The 18,652-nt window shown below is 63.3% G+C and carries 1 protein-coding gene (only partly in view); it reads right to left on the reverse strand.

Translation table 11 applies throughout. The features are described 5' to 3' along the window. Positions 1-18,652: the 3' portion of a hypothetical protein gene (locus EB815_RS33470; RefSeq protein ID WP_155772366.1), read on the reverse strand. Its footprint extends 10,529 nt past the window's final position; the window shows 18,652 of its 29,181 coding nt (coding positions 10,530-29,181); the start codon falls outside the window, past its right edge; the stop codon is at positions 1-3.

Raw genomic sequence — 18,652 nt, forward strand, 5'->3', positions numbered from 1 at the left:
TTAGTGAAAAGCGATATCGTCGTCATGATCGGCGGGCAGCTCGAACGAACCGGTCTCGGCATCGAAGAACAGAACGTCGCGATCGATGTAGGGGGCGGCCCCCAACTCTTCCCTGATCCGGAATGTTACATTGCCAACACTGCGAATGACATCTTTCGAAGGCGTCGGAACGACTGTGGTGCCCTTGATGGTGATGTCGCCGCTGCGAATGCCCGATATCAGTTGAGACGGCGCCGCTGTATTTTTCTTCTTCACGGGAGTAGCCAAAGCCTTCACCGCAGGCGCAACCGCAGCCTTCACTGCCGGAGCCGCCACTGTCTTGACCACTGGCGCAACCGAAGCCTTCGCCGCCGGAGCCGCCACTGTCTTGACCACGGGCGCAACCGAAGTCTTTGCCGCCGGAGCCGCCACCGTCTTGACAACGGGAGCAACCGAAGCCTTCGCCGCCGGAGCCGCCACTGTCTTGACCATGGTCGCAGCCGCAGCCTTCGCTGCCGGAGCTGCCGCTGTCACCACAGGCGCAGCCGGAGCCTTCGTTGCCGGAGTTGCCGCTGTCACCACAGGCGCAGCCGGAGCCTTCGCAGCCGGAGCTGCCACTGCCGGAGCAGCCGCTGGCTTCACCGCCGCAGCGGAAACCTGCAAATCCGTTTGCGGCTTGGCAGCCGCAAACGCCATCAGGAGTCCGGCCGCGTTGGGCAGCGTCGTTTCATCGAAACCCTTTATGAACGTCAAGTCGGCGGTCGGGCGATAGACCGGCGGCTGAGCGACCGTGTTGATGATTTTGGGCGTTGTGCTGATGCCATTTGCCGGGGCTGATGCGGCGCCAACTCTGACCGAATTCAATCCGATCGGGTCCAGCGATGCTGCCGCGGTCCTGACATTGGCGCCAAGTTGCGTCATCAAGGGGCTGATCCAGGAGCTGCCCAGCACCAGGCTGCTGGAGCCTGCATCCAGCGACTGACGGACCACATCCGTGCCGCCGCCGGCCTCGACTTTGTCGCGTGTCCGATCGAAGGCATAGATGTTGGTGCCGATGCCGCCATTGACGGTATCGAAGCCGTTGCCGCCGGACAGTTGATCGTTGCCGGCGCCGCCCGAAATATAGTCGTCGCCGAGCAGACCATAGAGAACATCGTCACCGTCGTTGCCGATAAGCCGATCAGCATCGATCTTGAACAGCGATGGCGTGTTCACATCGGTCGCCAAGGCGCCATGCAAGGCCCCGAACGCGCCATAGTTGTAGACGTAGCGGAGCGTCGCCGTCAGCGTAGCAGCGGTTTCTCCGACAGGCAGGACCCTCATGCTCTGGATCATGCCGGCGCCTGTGGTGCCTGTGACGATCGGAATGACGGCCGCCATATCGCCGAACATCAGGTCATTGCCGATGCCGCCGTCCATGACATCGCTGTCGAGGACGATGTAATCGGCGGCAGGACGCTGCGACTGGCGCTTGTCCTGGGTATTGAGCAGCCAGGAACTCCTTGACCCGTTCTGCGACCAATCGATGGTCTTGGAAGCTGTAAGCGTCGACTGTACGCCCCAAGCCTCGGCGCGCGCCAGCGTCGCGCTGATATTGCCCAGATAAAGCCGATCGATCGTCTTGAAGAAGGCGTCTTGCAGACCGTCGGCAATCGGCTTGGCGGTCGACGACGTGCTCGCGATCGTCAGCATCGGCTGCTCGATCAGTCCTACGTCGCCGATCAGGACATCGTTGCCGGCATCGCCGAATATCTGGTCGTTGCCGACATTGAGCGCATAGCCCAGACCGTTACCGAACACCCAGTTGCCAACATTGTTGGCGTTGGCGTTGATGGCATGGTCGCGCGCCATATGGGCCGCCAGAGCGGTGGTCCGGGTTTTGTCCTGCGCCGCCAGCGCGGCGTTGACGGCGGAGAGTTCGGCCGTCGAGACGCCGGCCAGCGTGGCTGAATTCGCCGCGCTCACCGCCGGCAGCACGACGATGCCGTTGTCGCCGACGACGAAATCGTTGCCCAGGCCGCCATGGATGACGTCATCGCCGATGTTCAGCCGATAGGTTGCGCCCCGCAGCGTCGACTGACCAGCAACGAAGGTGGCATTCGTCGTATTGGTCTTGACGCCGAAATCGGCGATCACCTGTTCGCCGGCGGCATGCGCCGTGTACGACATGTCAGTGACCACGGTCTGGAAATCCATCAGCCAGTTGTGCAGGCTGAGCGCCCCAGCGGTGAGGTTGGTGCCGACCATGGTCAGCGCGGTCGCCGGCACGATTATGGTCCCGGTATCGCCGAATATCGTGTCGTCGCCATCGCCGCCGGTGATCTGGTCCGCCCCAACCGTCACATTGACGATGGCCGCTTTTGGAGCCGCATCGAGCGCATTTTTGGCAAATCCAAGCGATGACAGGTCGAGCAGCAGGTCGTTCATCGAAACCGACAGGCCGGCAACCTCGTTGTCGATAGCCGCCAGGCCGGTCTCGGTGATGGTGGTGATCCGTCCGTCGTCGCCGAAAATGCTATCGTTGCCGGCGCCGCCGTCGATTATGTCATTGCCGTAAGCCAGGTCCTTCACCCGCGTCACATCCGACAGTACCGAGGCAAACACCTCGATGTGCTTTCCATCGACGCGCATGATGTCGTTCTTGGCCGAGAACTCGCCAAGGAAGCCGCCGGCCCCCGGCAGAATCTCCAGCTGCGGCAAGGAATTCGTCAATTCCGATGGCAGCAGGTTTGCACCCGGCACCACCAGCTGGCCGCCGATCGGCAGCGAGATGTTGAGACCCGCCGCCGCGCCGATGATGCGATAGGCATTGACGATCTTGGGCAGGTCCGTCTGGAAACCGCTCCCGTTGGAGGCGCGGTCGCCGAAGATCGTGTCATCGCCGAGCCCGCCAAGCAGCGTGTCGTTGCCGCGCTGGCCGAAGATCACATCGTTGCCGTCGCCACCGTCGATGTGGTCATCATAGGCGGCTTCAAGGTCTATGCCGATCGCCTGCGTGTCCCATGTCCCGCCAGCCAACGTCACCTGGACGCCGTTGGCATTGACGACCCCGCCGACAAGCAGCATGTCGGGACTGAGCAGGTTCGATGCCAGATTGGCGCGCGACACCGTCTTGCTGGAACTGATCGAGACGATGCTGACCATCGTGGCGACTTCTTCCAGCACCACATCGCGGTGCCAGCTGCCGTCGCTGTTCAGCAACGCGGTGCCGTTGGGGTTGAAAGCTCGCAGAATCTGGCCTTCGTCGCCGAGCAGATAGTCCACCCCAGCGCCGCCTTCGATCGTGTCGGACCCGAGGCCGCCGACGATCTCGTCGATACCGTTGTCGCCATACAGGCGGTCGTCGCCACGCTGGCCAAAAATCCGGTCATCGCCGTCGCCGCCGTGGATCTCATCCTTGCCGCCGACACCATCGATCAGATCGAAGCGGATGACGTCGCGAAGCAACGACGGCGCTTTTCCGGGAATTGCCGGATCGAGTTGCCATACGGTGTTCTTCCAAGACGTTCCGCCGATCACCTTGCGGGCGATCAGGCCATTGTCGCCGAGCACGACGTCTTCCCCGGCCCCACCCTCGACATAATCGTCGCCGTCAGCGCCGCCGATTACATTGTGGCCGCCGATGATGTCGTCATCGCCGTCGCCTCCGAACAGCCGGTCGTTGCCTTGCTGGCCGACGATAATATCGTTGCCGGCATCGCCGTAGATCGTGTCGTTTCCAGCGCCGTCCTGATTGGTGGTGTAGATCGAGATGATCCGCTGGTTTTCCGGCAAGGTCAGGTCGAACAGCGCATGATCGCCGAACAGGCGGTCGTCGTTCGCGCCACCGTGGATCTCGTCCGCGCCGGTGCCGCCGACCGCAATGTCGTTGCCGCCGCCCGTATTGATCAAGTCATTGCCGCCATCAAGCGGATTGATGGTGAAGCCTCTCTGCAGGTTGGCAACACGCTGTCCCAGGACCGTTGCGATCGCGAATTCGAACCGGGCATTGTCACCGAAGATGACATCGGCACCATTTCCGGTGGTTATCGTGTCGCCAAAGGCGCCGCCAGCCACGATGTTGTCGCCGTCGCCGGTCGTTATCGTGTCGGCACCACCCTTGCCCGTGTCGATCGAATAAGCGAGCGTCGGCAAGGTGTTGTCGAACTCGGCATATCCGCTGTCGCCGAAGACGACGCTGTTGCCGGTACCGATCTTGATCTTGTCACCGGCGCCGCCGCCGAACACGACATGGCTGCCGTTGCCCGCCTGGATATCGTCGATGCCGTCGTCCTTGGTCCATGCACTGCGCACTGACGTCATCTTGCCACCGACGTAGCGGGCAATGCCGTTGTCGCCCAGGATGACATCGTTGCCGCCGCCGGCAACGATCTTGTCGGCGAACGAACCGCCCATCAGCACATGATTGCCGCTGGCGATGGTGATGGTGTCGTTGCCGCCATAGGTGACATCTGTCGTCTCGACCGAGACACGCCGGCCTGTCGCGTCGAAAATCGCCAGGCCGTTGTCGCCGAGGATGACGCTGTCGCCGTCGCCGGCGGTGATGTCGTCGTCGCCATTGCCGCCGAAGACGACATTGCGGCCCGATCCGGCCTTGATCGTATCCTTGTAGCCGATCAGCACAGGCAAGCCGTTCAGAAGCGGTGCGAAATCGGCGAAGGTGCTTTCGATGCGGAGAAGGATGTTGTTTGCGAACGTCGCCTTGCCATTGTCGCCGAGGATAACATCGTCGCCGCCCTGCGAGGTCACCTTGTCGTTGCCCGAGCCGGCAATCACGATGTTGTCGCCCGCACCCGTCTCGATCACGTCGTCGCCGTAGTAGATCGGGTCCGTGCTTTCGATGCTTGTGACATTGCCGATGGCGTCGAACAGGATCACGCCATTGTCGCCGAGCACGACGTCGCCGATGTCCATGGCGCTGCCGCCGAGGACCTTGATGGTGTCCCCGGCCGAGCCGCCGACCAGGATGTTGCGGCCGCCGGCGCTGGTGATCTGGTCGGCGCCGCCGAACTGCGGATAGGTGGTCTTGACGATCTTCGGCAGACCGTTGGCGAATTCGGCGCTGCCATTGTCGCCGACGATCAGGTCCTGACCGCCGGTGCTCTTGATGATGTCGGCGCCGAAGCCGCCGAAGACAATATTGGGTCCCTTGCCGGCGTCGATCTGGTCGTTGCCGCCCACCGACGGGTTCGATGTCTCGACCTTGATCACCGCGCGGTCAACCATCATGTCGAGCGTGCCGGGCACCAGAACGAGGCTGGAGCCGGCGATGGTCGCAACCTGCGTGATGATGCCGTGATCGCCAATGATGACGTCACCGGTGTCACCACCGGTGATGATATCGGCGCCGGCCGTTTCGGTGACGCCCTGGGCGTTGATGCCGTCATCATCGATGATGACGGTGCGGTTGAGATAGTCGACGTCGAAGGACGAGTCGCCAATGATCCAGTTCTTGCCGGTGATGCCACCGAAGATATGGTCGGCGTCGGCGCCGCCAGCGATGAAGTTCGTGCTGTGGCCACCGGTCAGCGTGTCCTTGCCGGCGCCTCCGTCGATGACGACGATACCATGGGCGCCCGATGCGTCGATGATGTCGTCACCGGCATTGAGGAACGAATAGGCGGTGCCGTTCGGCGTGCCCGGCGTCGAGCTGTACCGCAACCCGTTTGCCGAGGTGTCGCCGAACAGGACGACCGGTCCGGTGCTGTCGTGGACAGTCAGCGTATCGCTGCCGCCGCCGCCATGCACGACGGTCAAGGTCTGGTCCTTGGTGCTGTTGATGGTGAAGTTGTCGTTGGCCACGCCAAGCAGAACCTCGACCACCTGCAGGTTGGTGTAGGTGATGCCGCGCGGCACGTCGACCGGCGGATTGCCGTCATTGTAGTCGACCGACAATGGGTTCGCCGGCATGCCCAGGCCGGAAATGTGCGTGTCGGTCAACACGCCGGTCAGCGGCGCCTGGGCGGTGTCGCTGAATACGACGAGCTGGTCCACATCGGTGCCGTCATCGACCTCTATCTGCCGGATCACTTCCGGGTTGAACTCGTCCGGCAGCGCCACCGAAGGCGTCAGCGAACGGTCTTCCGGTCCGACGCCGCCTTCGACGAACAGGGGGCCGCCGATGCGGGTCAGGTCATGCGGCTGCTGGGAGAATACACGGATGCCTTCCGGCGGCGCCTGGCCGGCGGCGTCGAAGACCAGGTTGACGGTAACCGGCTGATCCCAGTTGGTGTCGTTGAATGTCACGAAATAGCCGCTGGCGTCCTGTTGCACGCCTGGGGAAGCGGCAAGATCGACGCGCGCCTGGCCGTCAATGGCAATATGGACCGTGACCGGCGCTGTCGGCTTGGTCGTCAGCACGATCTGGTAGCTGTCGGTTTCGCCTGCCTGCGACACGACGGTGCTGCCATTGGTTTCGATGATCCGAACCGCTGCCGTATCGGAATCGACCACCTCGACACTGACCTTCCGGGTATCGACGACAGCATAGACGCCATCCGCCTTGTCCGAAGTGACGACATTGCTGATGGTGGCGACGATGCGGTTCTCGGGCGTGGAATCGGTCGGCGAGGACACAAGCACGGTCTGCGCGTCGTTCCAGGCGAAGACATTGTTTGCGGCATCCGCGACCAGCCCGAACTTGATGGTTGTGCGCGATAGATCGACCTGGTTGCTGCTGGAGGACAATGTCACGGTGACGGTTTCGCCGACTGCCGGCGGCTTGTTCAGCACGACAGTATAGCCATCGGCGGCGCCGCCTTCGATCACACTCGTCGAGCCGCCGCTTTCGGTGATGATGGCGTCCGGTTTGTCGTCGTCGATGACGGTGACCAGCACGTTCGGGATCTTGAGATTGTTAAGCGGCTGGGCGACGCCATTGCTGTCGACATTGATGACCGAATGGCTGATGGCAACGACGGTCTTGCCCTCCTCGGCGTTGTCGGAGATCGCCTTGACGAAGATCTGCCGCCCTGCCTGCCAGTTCGAGCCGTCGAAGGCGACTGTCACGGCTTCATGCCAGTCGTCGGCGTTTCCGGTCAGCGAGACCAGGATGGTCTGGCCCTGCTTGGCACGCTGCTGGGCCGACGCCTGCGCGGCCGAAACCGTGACATAGGCGATGGTGCCGGCGACCGGCGCCATCGGCAGCGTCAGCGTGTAGCTGTCCACCGAGGTCGCGTCGTCTTCCTTGACCGTGAGCCCGTCGCCGATATTGACCGCAACGGCCGTGCTGCCCTTGGTGGTGAGATCGATACCCGGCGTGAACAGGCCGCTGTAGCGCGGGTCGGCACTGGTCACCGTATGAGTGATCGTGCCGCTGTCGCCATTGGTATCGTCCGACACAACGGTCTGCGTTACGTCGCCCGCGACGTTGAAGGTGTCGCTGCCGAGACCGCCAATCAGGGTGGTGACGATGTCGTCGGCGGTCGACAGCACGTAGAACGTGTCGTCGCCCTCGAGTCCGTCGACATCCATAGCCTCGGCATTGCTGACCTTGACCGTCAGGCCGGCGCCGTAGACGCCGTCCTTGGTGATGACAAACGTGTCGGCGAGCTCGGTGCCCAACACCACGACCCTGTCGAACCCGGCGCCGCCATCGATGTTGACCGGCGCGTTGACATTGTACTGGATGACGTCGTCGCCATTGCCGCCATTGACCTTGACATTGACGCCGTCGGCCAGCGCGAAGGCGCGGATGATGAACTCGTCATTGCCGTCCTCGCCCTCGAGCCTGAGGTCGGCATGGTTGGAGTAGACGACGAACATGTCCTCGCCGCTGCCGCCATAGAGCACGGCCGGCACGGTGATGCCTTGCGACAGATAGCCAAGGGTCGTCTCGATCGTGGCGAAGCGGTCTTCTTCCGAGATGATGGCATAGGCGCCGTTCGGATCGAGTTTGCCGTTCGCATCGACTTTCTGGTCGCGTGAACTCCCGAAGATCTGGCCGACCTGGAAGAAGTCGTTGCCGATGCCGCCGTCAACGGTGAGGATCGCCGAATTGTCGTCGAAATAGAAGCGGTCGTCACCCTCATTGCCTTCGACGATGACGCGGCCATTGCTGCTGGCATCATAGTTGATGCGCTCGACGGCGGACCTGTAGCCGCCGCTGCCATCCGGCACCATGTGGGCGATGAAGTTCTTGCGGAACAGGAACGTGTCCGCGACGCTCGTGCCCTCGATCGTCAGCGTGTCGACGCCGTCACCGCCGGCGCCGCTGTCATGGATGTTCATGACATAGTCGGCATCGCCCTCGATGTTGACGACCACGGAATCCGTGCCGCCCTCGCCGTCGATCGTCAGTTCGTCGCGAATGATGCGACCGGTGGCGTCGCGGCCGAAGGCCGGCAGGCCGTTGGCGCCCGGCGCCACGTCCTTGCCCAGGTAGGTGGTCATCGACGGCAGCTTGTTGACGGTGATGAGATCCTCGTCTCCCCCGCCATGGACAAGCGTGTTGCCGCGCAGCGAGGCCACGTCGATCAGGATGTTGTCCTTGTCGCCGCCGCCCGCGATCTCGATCTGCGGCGCCTGCAGCGTGCCGTGCAGTTCGATGCTGGAGCCCACGCCTGGATCGGGATCTGTCACAGCCGGAGCCTGATAGTCGCCGGCAATCAGTATCTTGGTGGGCGAGATGATGACCGAGGTCGCATCCGTATAGACGTTGTCGCCCGCCAGGATACGAACATCGCCAACCGAGGCTTCCAGTATCACGCCCGCCGCGACGGTGATGTCGTCCGGCAGGTCGTCATCGCCGATGTGTGTGCCCTCAAGGTCGTCCTCGGCCCAGAATTCGAGCGTGGCGTGCTGGGCGATACTGCTTTCGGTGATCAGGATCGGGCTCGACGCCATGATATAGGCGCCGCCCCCGGCATTGACGCCGGAAGTCTCGGCGCGCACGCCGCCAACTTCGAGCGCACCGAGATTCTGAATCCACGTGTCGTTCTGGTAGGACCAGGATTCGAGGTTGGCGACAGAGGTTGTGACGCGCTTCGAGGACGTGCCGATGCTCTTGGAAGCGAACAGATAGGTTTTCTTCGAAATGACGTTGGCAAGGCCGTCGGTGCGACCGTTCAGGATGCTGCCGTTGACCGCGGTGATGAAGGCCACCGCGTCGGCGAACGCCGCTGCATTGGCCATCCCGGCGCCGACCTCGTTGAGGACGAGATCGCCCGAGGTCTCGATGAAGTAGATGCTCTCGAGATCGGTGTGCGCACTGACAGTGCCCGGCCCGGACGCGGAGCTGTCGATATCAAGCTCGTTGGCGACGGTGCCGATGCCGAGATGCGCGGTGAGATTGATGTTGCGGCCGATGACGTCGGCCTTCGGCAGCACGACCGCCCGTGTCGGATGCGACGGGTCGATATTCGAGTCCGGAATGGTGAGATTGTAGTTTGGATCGGGAAGCTCGGCATCGATGATCGATCCCTCTTCGGCGACCAAAGTGACATCCCCGTTGATCGAATGGATGCCGCGGACATTCATGTCGCCGTGCGTTTCCGTCAGGAATATCGAGCCGCCCGCGATCGCGATGATCGTGCCGCGGTTCGTCGCATTGATCGCAGGGTCGCTCGACAGGTTGCCGGTGACGTCGATCTCGAGCGCGTTGGTGCTCGTTCCGATGCTTCCGCCGGCGCTGAGTGATATGTGCTGTGCCTGCACCTTGGTCGCGGTCGAGCCCGGCAGCGCGTCGAGGATCGACTGCGCCGTCGCGGTCAGGAAGGCGTCCCCGCTCTTCGAATAGACGGATTCCACCCTGAGGTCGCTGGTCGGAGCGGTGATGCGGACATCGTCCTGTGCCCTGGCGATGAGCCCGCCCTGGCCGCGCATCGTCACGGTGACGGCAGCGCCGGCCTCGCCAATGTGGCCCTTGCTGGCTTCCAGCAGGATGTTGGCGCCGTCCAGATTGACGCCGCTCGTCGCGCCGTTGATCAGACTGCCGCTGGTCTTGATGCGGATGTCGTCGCCGTTCGCGTGACCCTCGCCGGCAACCACATTGCCGAGCTTGATGGTGGTTTCGGAACCGAGATAGATAGCGCCCCCGGCCTTGGCCGTAAGCAGGTTGCCCACCGTCACGTCGACGTCTTCGCGGCGATTGACGATGATGCGGGTGATGCGCTCGGTCGTGCTCAGCGGATCGTCGACGACGGCGGCGAGCGTGACCGTGCGACCGAGCTCGGTGACGAACGACTGATCGGGAGCCAGGTTGACCGTAATCACGTTGCCGACCACCGAGGCAACGGTGAAATAGGCGTCGTCCTCGGTCGTGTTCTGCGTGTTTCCGGCGATGTAGAGCAGGTCACCCGGCTTGAACATGCCCGCCGGCCAGGCGCTGGCAGCGGTGATCGTACCCTGTGTGCCGCCGGCCACGGCGGCAAAGTTGACGACCGTGGAGGCGATGTAGGAGCTGGCGACGACGCCAGGCGAGGTCTCATAGCCGCCTACATAGACGATGTCCTGCCGCTCGGCGGCAGCGAGCGCGACGCGCTGGTCATCGGTGAGGATGATGTGCTTGTTGCCATCGCTGAGATCGATGTTGAGTTCGCCCAGCACGACGCCGATGTTCTGGCTGGTGTGAATCTCGATGTTCTTGCCGACGATGTTGGCGCTTTCGATCACCACCTCGGTATCGGTCACCGACTTGGTCAGTCCGGATCCGAACGCGTTGAGCAGTTCTGCCTCCGACCAGACCTTGATCGTGCTGGTGAGTTCGGTCGCCTTGTCTCCCACGGCAAACAGGAGCTTGTATCCGAAGGTTCGGCTGGCGTCCTTCTGCGTCTCGTTCAGCGTACCGAACTGCTCGTTGAGCTTGCGGTATTCCGTGGTGCGGATATCGCGCTCGGTCTGGATCCCATCGGCGACATAGGCGTCGAGTGCGCTGCCGGAAAGACCGCTAAGCTGGCCTTGCGTGGTCAAGTCACTGGTGAGCGCGGTCAGTTCGGCGCCGGTGATGGCCACGACATATTCGGGATCGAACTTCGTCGGATCGGTCTGGCCGCTCCGATATCCCCAGTACCGGTCATAGTCGGCATTGATATCGGCGCTCATGAACAGCGTCGTGTCCTGCTGCGCCTCGCCGAGGCGGCCGAACATCATTTGCAGGTCGGCATAATCGGCGAGTTGGCTCGCCGTCAGGCCGACGGTGGTGCCTGGATTGTAGGTCGTCGAATTCGCCTGTGTATGGCGATAGGCCCAATATTGTTTGTAAGCGACCTCGATGTCCGCACGGTAGATGGAGCCGTAGCTTGCGTAGATGGCATCAAGAGCGGTGAACTGGGCTGTCCTTGAGGCTTCAAGCGTCGCTATCGCTGCCGCGGCGTCGGCCGGGGAAAGCGTGTCCTCGTAGTACTGCCGCTCGGCATCGCTGAGCTTCACCGTCCCCGAGACCTGATCGTAGTTCGCCTTGAGGCGCCAATAGGTGTCGTAATCGCCACGCTTCAGCAACTCGTAGCCGAGCAGCGTCGAGTTGATCTTGTCCTGCACGCCGGTGGTCCCGGTCAGTTGCAGGTCGGTCCAGACGCCGGCCTTCAGTTCGTCATAGGTGCGCTTGTCCTTGACCGAGACGTCGTCGCAATCGAGCAGCGAGCCGTTCTGGACCTGGATCCAGACGTCGCCCTGGGTGATGGCGCGCTCAAGGTGAAGGTCACCGGCAACCTCGGAAACGAAGACGTCGCCCTGCGCTCTGATATTGACCTTGTCGTCGTTGGTATTGCCCGAGTCGAGCAGCAGCGGACGCAGCGCCGAATTGCCGACGCCGCCCTGCGCGCCAGCCGGCAAGGCACCCTGCCCGTCGACATAGGTGTCGGCGACCAGCGTGATCTTGGCACCCTTCACCAGGCCCTGCAGGTAGGTGCCGGGCCCGGAATCGGCGACGACGATGCCGGCCTGGGCCGTCAGCGTCACATTGCCCTTGTCGGCAACGACCGAATTGATCGACATGTCGCCGGTGCGTTCCTTGATATAGATGTCGCCATTGGCGGAATGGCCGGTCAGGTAGGCGTAGGCGGTCGGCTTCACGCCGGACTGCCCCTTGTAGCCTTGGGGATAGAGGTCGACGAGATCGATCTGCAGTGCCCGTTCGGCGGTCCCGACGCCCAGATTGCCGTCGAGCGTGACGCGCACGCCCTGCACGACGGAATCGTCGTTGCTGGCCTCGATCGTGGTGTTGGAGACGATCTGGGTAAGGCCCGTATCGTTGTAGATGCCGTTGTCGATGATGACCTTGCCGGCCCCGGTCGAATTGACCTTAACCGTTGCTTCCTCGTAGCCGATGAAGCTGATCTGCACCGGCAGATCAGCCTTGATCGAATTGGTCGCCGTCGTCTGCGTACGACGCTCGACGGTGAATTTCTGATAATAGGTCTTCTTGCCGTACCAGGTGCTGGTCGTCCACTTGTCGCCAGGCACTGGATCGGTTTGGCTCAGCGTCACGGTCGACGAGCTGTGGGTATAGGGGTCGGAGACGTTGCTCTGGTAGAAATAATCGCTGCCCGGGACCAGGGTCGGCTTCTCGAGCAGCGTGTATTCCGTATTGACGACGTTGTCCGGATCCCTGGCAAGGAAATCGATCCCCAGCCAGGCCGACGTGCCATAGGTGGTCGTCACGCTTTCCAGTGTCTTGGTCGCAACCGACCAACCGTAGCGCCATCCCGCCTGCGGGTTGTACTGCGTGACGTAGTCCCAGGTGCCGTTGTGCTGGCCTGTATAGGTGTTGAGTGTTGCCGCTCCGGCTTCGACCATCTGTTTGGTCGGTACGGGCTGGCCATTTGCGCCGAGCGCGTTCAGCACCGGCGCGAAGTCGACAACGCGCACGTCGACCGTGCCGTCGATCTGCGTCTGGTACCAGGTTTGGGTGTAGCCGCCATCGGTACGCTTCGACTTGTCGTTCAGGATGATCGTGCCGAGGCCGCGCTCCGTCACGTCGATCCGCTTGATCAGCACGTCGTAGTTCGACGCATTGTTGACGGTGACGTTGACATAGGCGCCGAGCGCCTTGATCTGCCCGTTGCCGGTGTTCATCAGCTTGCCGGTGATCGTGATCGATCCGGCCGGCGTCCTGAACTCCTGGATGACGATCTTGCCGAGGTCGGAATCCCAGTACGCCTTGAATTCGTTGTACTGGGCGGTCTTCAGCATGACCTTGCCGCCCTGGATCTTGCCGCTGGCAATGTCCTTCTTGATCTGGTCGATCTCGGCGATCGTGTCGGCGCCGATGTTCAGGACATAGTCGCTCGAACCGCTCTGGATCAGGCCGTTGAGGTTCACATACTCTGCGTTGATCGAGATCAGGCTGGCATAGATGCCGCTGGTCGGCTGCTTGGCGAGTTCGGCGTCGCGGTTGGCGTCGGTCGCCGCGCCCATACCATCCGGACTGGTGATCTGCTTCCAGGCAATATAGGGGTCGCCGCCGGTGTTGAGCACGCTGCCCGGCGGCAGGTCGATCACCACCATGCCGGCGGTGATGACCTTCAACGAGGCGCTGTGGATACTGCCGGTGATGGTGATGTTGCCAGAGCCGACGCTGTTGTCGATCGTGACGTCGGCCGAGATCGCGTCGATGTCGCCGGAAATCGTTATTCCCGGCCACGGGTTGTGGTTGGTATCGACGATCAGCGTGTTCTGGATGAGCACCTTGTTGACCGGCGCAACACCAAAGGTACGGGTGATGTCAAGGTTGACGAGGCCCGGCACCAACACCGGCTCGCCGCCGCGCTGGCCGTCCGAATTGTCGGAGTTGGCATTGGCCTGGTTCTGGGCGGCGATTACGCCGTTGAGCAGGCCGCGCACCACGGCCGGATCGGTCGCCGGATTGTCGATCTGCGAAATCTCGTTCTGGAAGCCGTTGAAATAGACGCCGCCATTGTTCTCGGGGATATAGATGCCGCCGATGTCGAGGAAGGCGACCGTGTTGTTGACGATCGTGACGTTGACGTTGCCGGGCGCGTCGAGCTTGCCCTGGCCCTGCAGCACATCGCCCCGGATATCAATGTACCCGGCCGCCGCCAGGATCGGGTCGACATGGATTGTCAGCACCTTTTTCTGGACCGCGAAAAGCGCGGTCTGGACATGCCCGTTCGAATCCAGGATCGGATTGCCGTTACCGTCAACCAGTGTTTCCACCTTGGCAAGCCCAAGGAAGAGCAACTCGTTGGTCATGCGGGCGATCTCGCGATCGTAGAAATCGACGAGGTCCTGGTTGTCGGCGTATTGGGCCTTCTTGCTTTCGGCATCGGCGATCAGGTCGAAATAACCGGAAACCAGCGGCGCCTGATCAACGCTCAGCGAGACGGTCTCGGAGCCGGGACCGCTATAGTCGATCGTTGGGTTGGCCGCGGTCCCGCCGATGCTGTTGATGGTGATATTGATATTGCGGTTGAGGCCGGTCCTCACCGTGCCGTCGACGGTAACGAAGGCGTGCGAATCGGTGTGCGCGGTGCCGTCGAACTGCGCATAGGCATTGCCACCCAGCGCCTTGTCGATGGCGCCCGACAGCGAAGACGCCCAGTTGACCGCCTTGCCTTGCGAAGTCATGTCGGCGAAGGCGGATTTATCGGCGAACAGCCTGACATTTCCGCCCGTTTCGACCAGCGCGGCGGCATAGATGGTGATCACGTTTTCCTGGTACAGGAGCGCGTCTGAAACCACGTGGTCGATCGGGATGACGCTGCCGGCGAAGGTGTCGCTGTAGACCGCCACGCGATAGACGTCATGGTTGGAGTTGGCATCCATGCCCGACAGCATGTTGACGTCGGACAGCGCCTTGATGTGCGAGCCGTTGCCGACGAGGATGCTGTTGGTCGGGCTGAGATTGATGGTGGCGTCGGCCACGGACACGGTCACGCCGCCATAGTTGTCGACGCTGACATGCAGTTCCGCGTTTGCGTTGGTGTCGGCCTTGAGATCCATCTCGCCGACGGTGCTCAGCTCGACATTGCTGTCGACGGCCGTGTTGGTGCCGATCTGGACGGTCGCGAAGACATTGTCGGCGTCAAATGTGCTCTCTGCGCCGATGCCGGACCCGAGACCGCCGCCCTTGTAGGAGACGTTCTCGTAGAAGGTGATGTCGTTCCGCGCCGCGAGCGTGAACTCGCCGGCGTTGATCGACGTCCCGATCACCTTGAGCTGGGCGTTGTTCTTGACCAGCGTCTCGGTGTTCAGCGTCAGGTGCGTGTCGCTGCTGACGCCCGCGCCGTTGACCAGGCCGCCGGTGCTGCCGTTGACGTTGTCACCGATATTCGGCTTGTCGAACCGGTTGAGCGACGTAGCGTTGATCGCATAGGCGGTAACCTTGGCGCCGTCGCCGACGATCACGTTGGAGGTCGAGTTGATGTTGTTGTCGGCCTCGGCGCCCGAACCGGAAAGCAAGCCATAGGCACTGGTGACGATCACCGTGTTGGCGCGCGCCAGATGGTCGGAGGTCATGGCGAAACGGCCGGCGATGCCCTGGTAGGCGGTGAAGGCCGCAGCGCTCTCGCCCGCCAACTGGGTAGCGGCCTTGGACAGCGTTACCTGCGTGTTGTTTCCCAGCACCGCCTGAGTGACGGCGTTGGAGGTCGTGTCGGCCACCGCAGCGGCGATGCCGACGAGGCCGCCGGCGCCCGGCGAGCTCGATGCCTTGTTGTCGTCGCTGCCCAGCGCCGAGATGCTCATCGCACCAGCGCTGATCGTGACATTGTCGGCCACCTGGGCCGTGGTGTTGGCCACCGGCACGCCATTGTTGGAATGCTGCAGCGACTGCGCCTTGGCCTTGGTGGCGCCCGCGGCGACCAGACCGTAGGCAGCGCTGTTGGAATCGGCGCGCTGGCGGCTGTCGTTCTGCGCCGCGACGCTGACGCCGCGGGCCGCCGTGATCAGCGTGCCGGCGCCGAGCAGAGCGACCACCGTGCTGGTGTTGATCGCTTCGGTAATCGTCGCATCGACGCCGATTAGGCCGCCGGCAAGGCCTTGCGCCTTGGCGTTGGCGGTATCGCCGATCGAAGGCAGCGTCTGGCTTGCGGCGATGCGCAGGCTGTCCACATTGAACGTGGTGCTGCTGGTCTGGGCGCTCACATGCGTGTCGACATAGGCCTTGGCCACCGACACACCGACCGCGGCGGTGCCGGCGTTGACGCCGGCCGCCTGCGAGCGCGCTTTCGGTGTCATGACCGCCTCGACATCGACCGCCCCGGCCGTGACCGTCGAGCCGGAAATCTCCGCCGAAACGCTGGAATTGACATTGGATTGCGCCGATGCGCCTCCGGCGGCAAGGCTGAAGATGCCGATCGCCAGCGAAATCGCCTCGACCTCAGTGACCACAGAGGTTACGTCGCGCGCGCTCATGGTGAACGCGCCGTTGACGTTGATGGTGCTGCCGGTCAGCGAGACCGCCGTGCTTGATGAGGCGGTGTTCTTAGTGACCGCGCCGCCACCGGCGACGGTGACGCCGATATCCGTCGATGCCGCCAGCGAGGCCATGATGGCGGCGGACGAGAGCGAGGCGCTTTCCCTGGCGGTGATCGCCAGCGACCCAGTTTTGGCCTGATAGGCCGGCATGACGCGATCGTACACCGGCGGGATAAAGACGAGCACGTTGTTGACCACGGTCGAGATGCCCGTGCCCGGGTGAACAGCGCCGGGCAAGGTGTAGATATAGCCGTTCGACTGCACCGGAATCTGGCCGGTCGCGGTGATGTTGGTGTTCTCGGCGTAGGCCGAGATGTCGTTGGAGATCAGGTTCTCGGCATAGGCGACGCCCAGTGCCAGCGCGCTGCTGCCGCCGCCGAAGCCGACGGAGATGGCCACCGCGGCCGCGCCAGCAAAAGCATCGATGGAAGACGAGTCGATCGCTTCGATGGCAACGTCGCCGGCTTTGATGATGCCACCCTCGATGAAGCCGTGCACGTCGGCCCCGACGCGATTCAGCGTCGTGGCGGCCGCGCCCGCGGCGCTGAAGGAATACATGCCGAGGGAGAGGGCGACCGATGCGGCGGCGACATTGGCATCGATGGACTGGTCGGAGTTCGCCGACACGCCGAGCGCGCCATATGTGTCGACATTGGTGTCCTTCAGATAGGCTGAAACCTCGACCGCGGAGCGCGCACCGCCGACCGTGTAGCCGATGGAATTCAGCGCGACGCCGAAACCGAGCGAGGCACCGACCGCAACGCCGCCGATCGCCACGCCAACGGCCGCGGCGACGATGTCCGCCGTGATGGCCGATGTGTTCGCGGCGCTGAAGCCAATGTCGCCGCCCGCGTCGAGGACGCTGTCGAGCGCGTAGGTGCGGGTTCCGCCGAGAATGACGTTGGTCGCGACGGCACCGCCGCCAGCGACGGATACGGCCACCGCACCTCCGGAAATTGCGACGGCGGCAGCGGCCGAAATGGCGTCGATCGTCGCACCTTCCGTAGCCGAGACCGTGATGGTGCCCGGTGCGGCGGCGGGTGCCGGCACGTTCGTCTCGGCGCCGCTGGTGTAAGTCGGATTGTGGATCGGTATGTCGGTGACCGCCACATCGGCGAAATCGAAATGGGCGTCGACATCGTTGGCGATCGTGTTCTTGGCGATCGCGACACCGAAGCTGACGCTGGCGCCCACTAGACCGACGGCCGCCGAGATCGCGGCGGCGCCGGCCTTGGCCGTGATGTGCGAGGTATCTTCCGCGCCCACCGTCACATTGGCCGCCCTGATCGTCGCCTTGTCGGCGGCGGACTTGCCGGTGATCGAGGCTTCGGTCAGCACGCCGATCATGTTTTCGGTGTAGACGCCCGCGCCGGCGACGCCGACACCGACGGTTCCGGCACCGAGCGCTACGGCGCCAGAGATGACCAACGCGTCGATTGTCTGGTCGGCCTTAGCATGAACCGTCAGCGTGCCGCCCGCCGTCACGCCGCTGTTGATGATCGTGGCACTGACGCCACCGCTGCCGGTCGCGTTGAAGATCGGCGCCAGGGTCGGATCATTGTCTGGATTGTTGGGAACAGTCCAGTTGCCGATCCGGTTGATGGCGGCCGAGACACCGATGGCGGCGCCGATACCGGGACCTGCCGACGCCCCGACCGCGAGCGACAGCGCGGCGATCTTGGCGGTGATGGAGGATGTCGAAAGCGCCTCGACGGTAACCGCGCCGGCGCTGACCAGCGTGCTGCCGACGACGGTCGCGATCGTGTTGTCGTTGATCGTGTTCTTGGCAGCGGCACCCGCGCCCGAAAACGCGATGCCGCCGGCGCCGCCGATGCCGATGCCGATCGATGCCGCCACCGAGATGGCGTCGATCGTGGCGCTCTGGGTAGCCTTGACGGAGATCGCGCCCGATGTCGTGGTTAGTGTCTGCCCATCGAGGATGCCCGCATAGGTGTCGTTGTGGATGTCGTTGAGAGCGACCGAGATACCGATGGTGACGGCGACACCCACGGCGCCGAAGCCGGCCGCCAGCGACGCCGCCCCGACGATCGCGTTGATGTGGGACGTGTCGGTGGCGCCGATAGCCGCCGAGCCGACCGTGATGACGGACCCGGCCTGATCACTCGGATCGTCGAGGAACGCGGCGGTGCGCACCGCGACCGTGTTGCGGGTACCGGCGCCGGCGCCGCTGATGCCTACGCCGGCCGTGCCGGCGCCGATCGCGGCCGACCCGGCGGCGACGATGGCGTCGATGGTTCCGCTCGAGGTCGCGCCCAGCGTAAGCGCGCCGGTGGCTTCG

Source organism: Mesorhizobium loti, assembly GCF_013170705.1.
Classification (GTDB): Bacteria; Pseudomonadota; Alphaproteobacteria; order Rhizobiales; family Rhizobiaceae; genus Mesorhizobium; species Mesorhizobium loti_D.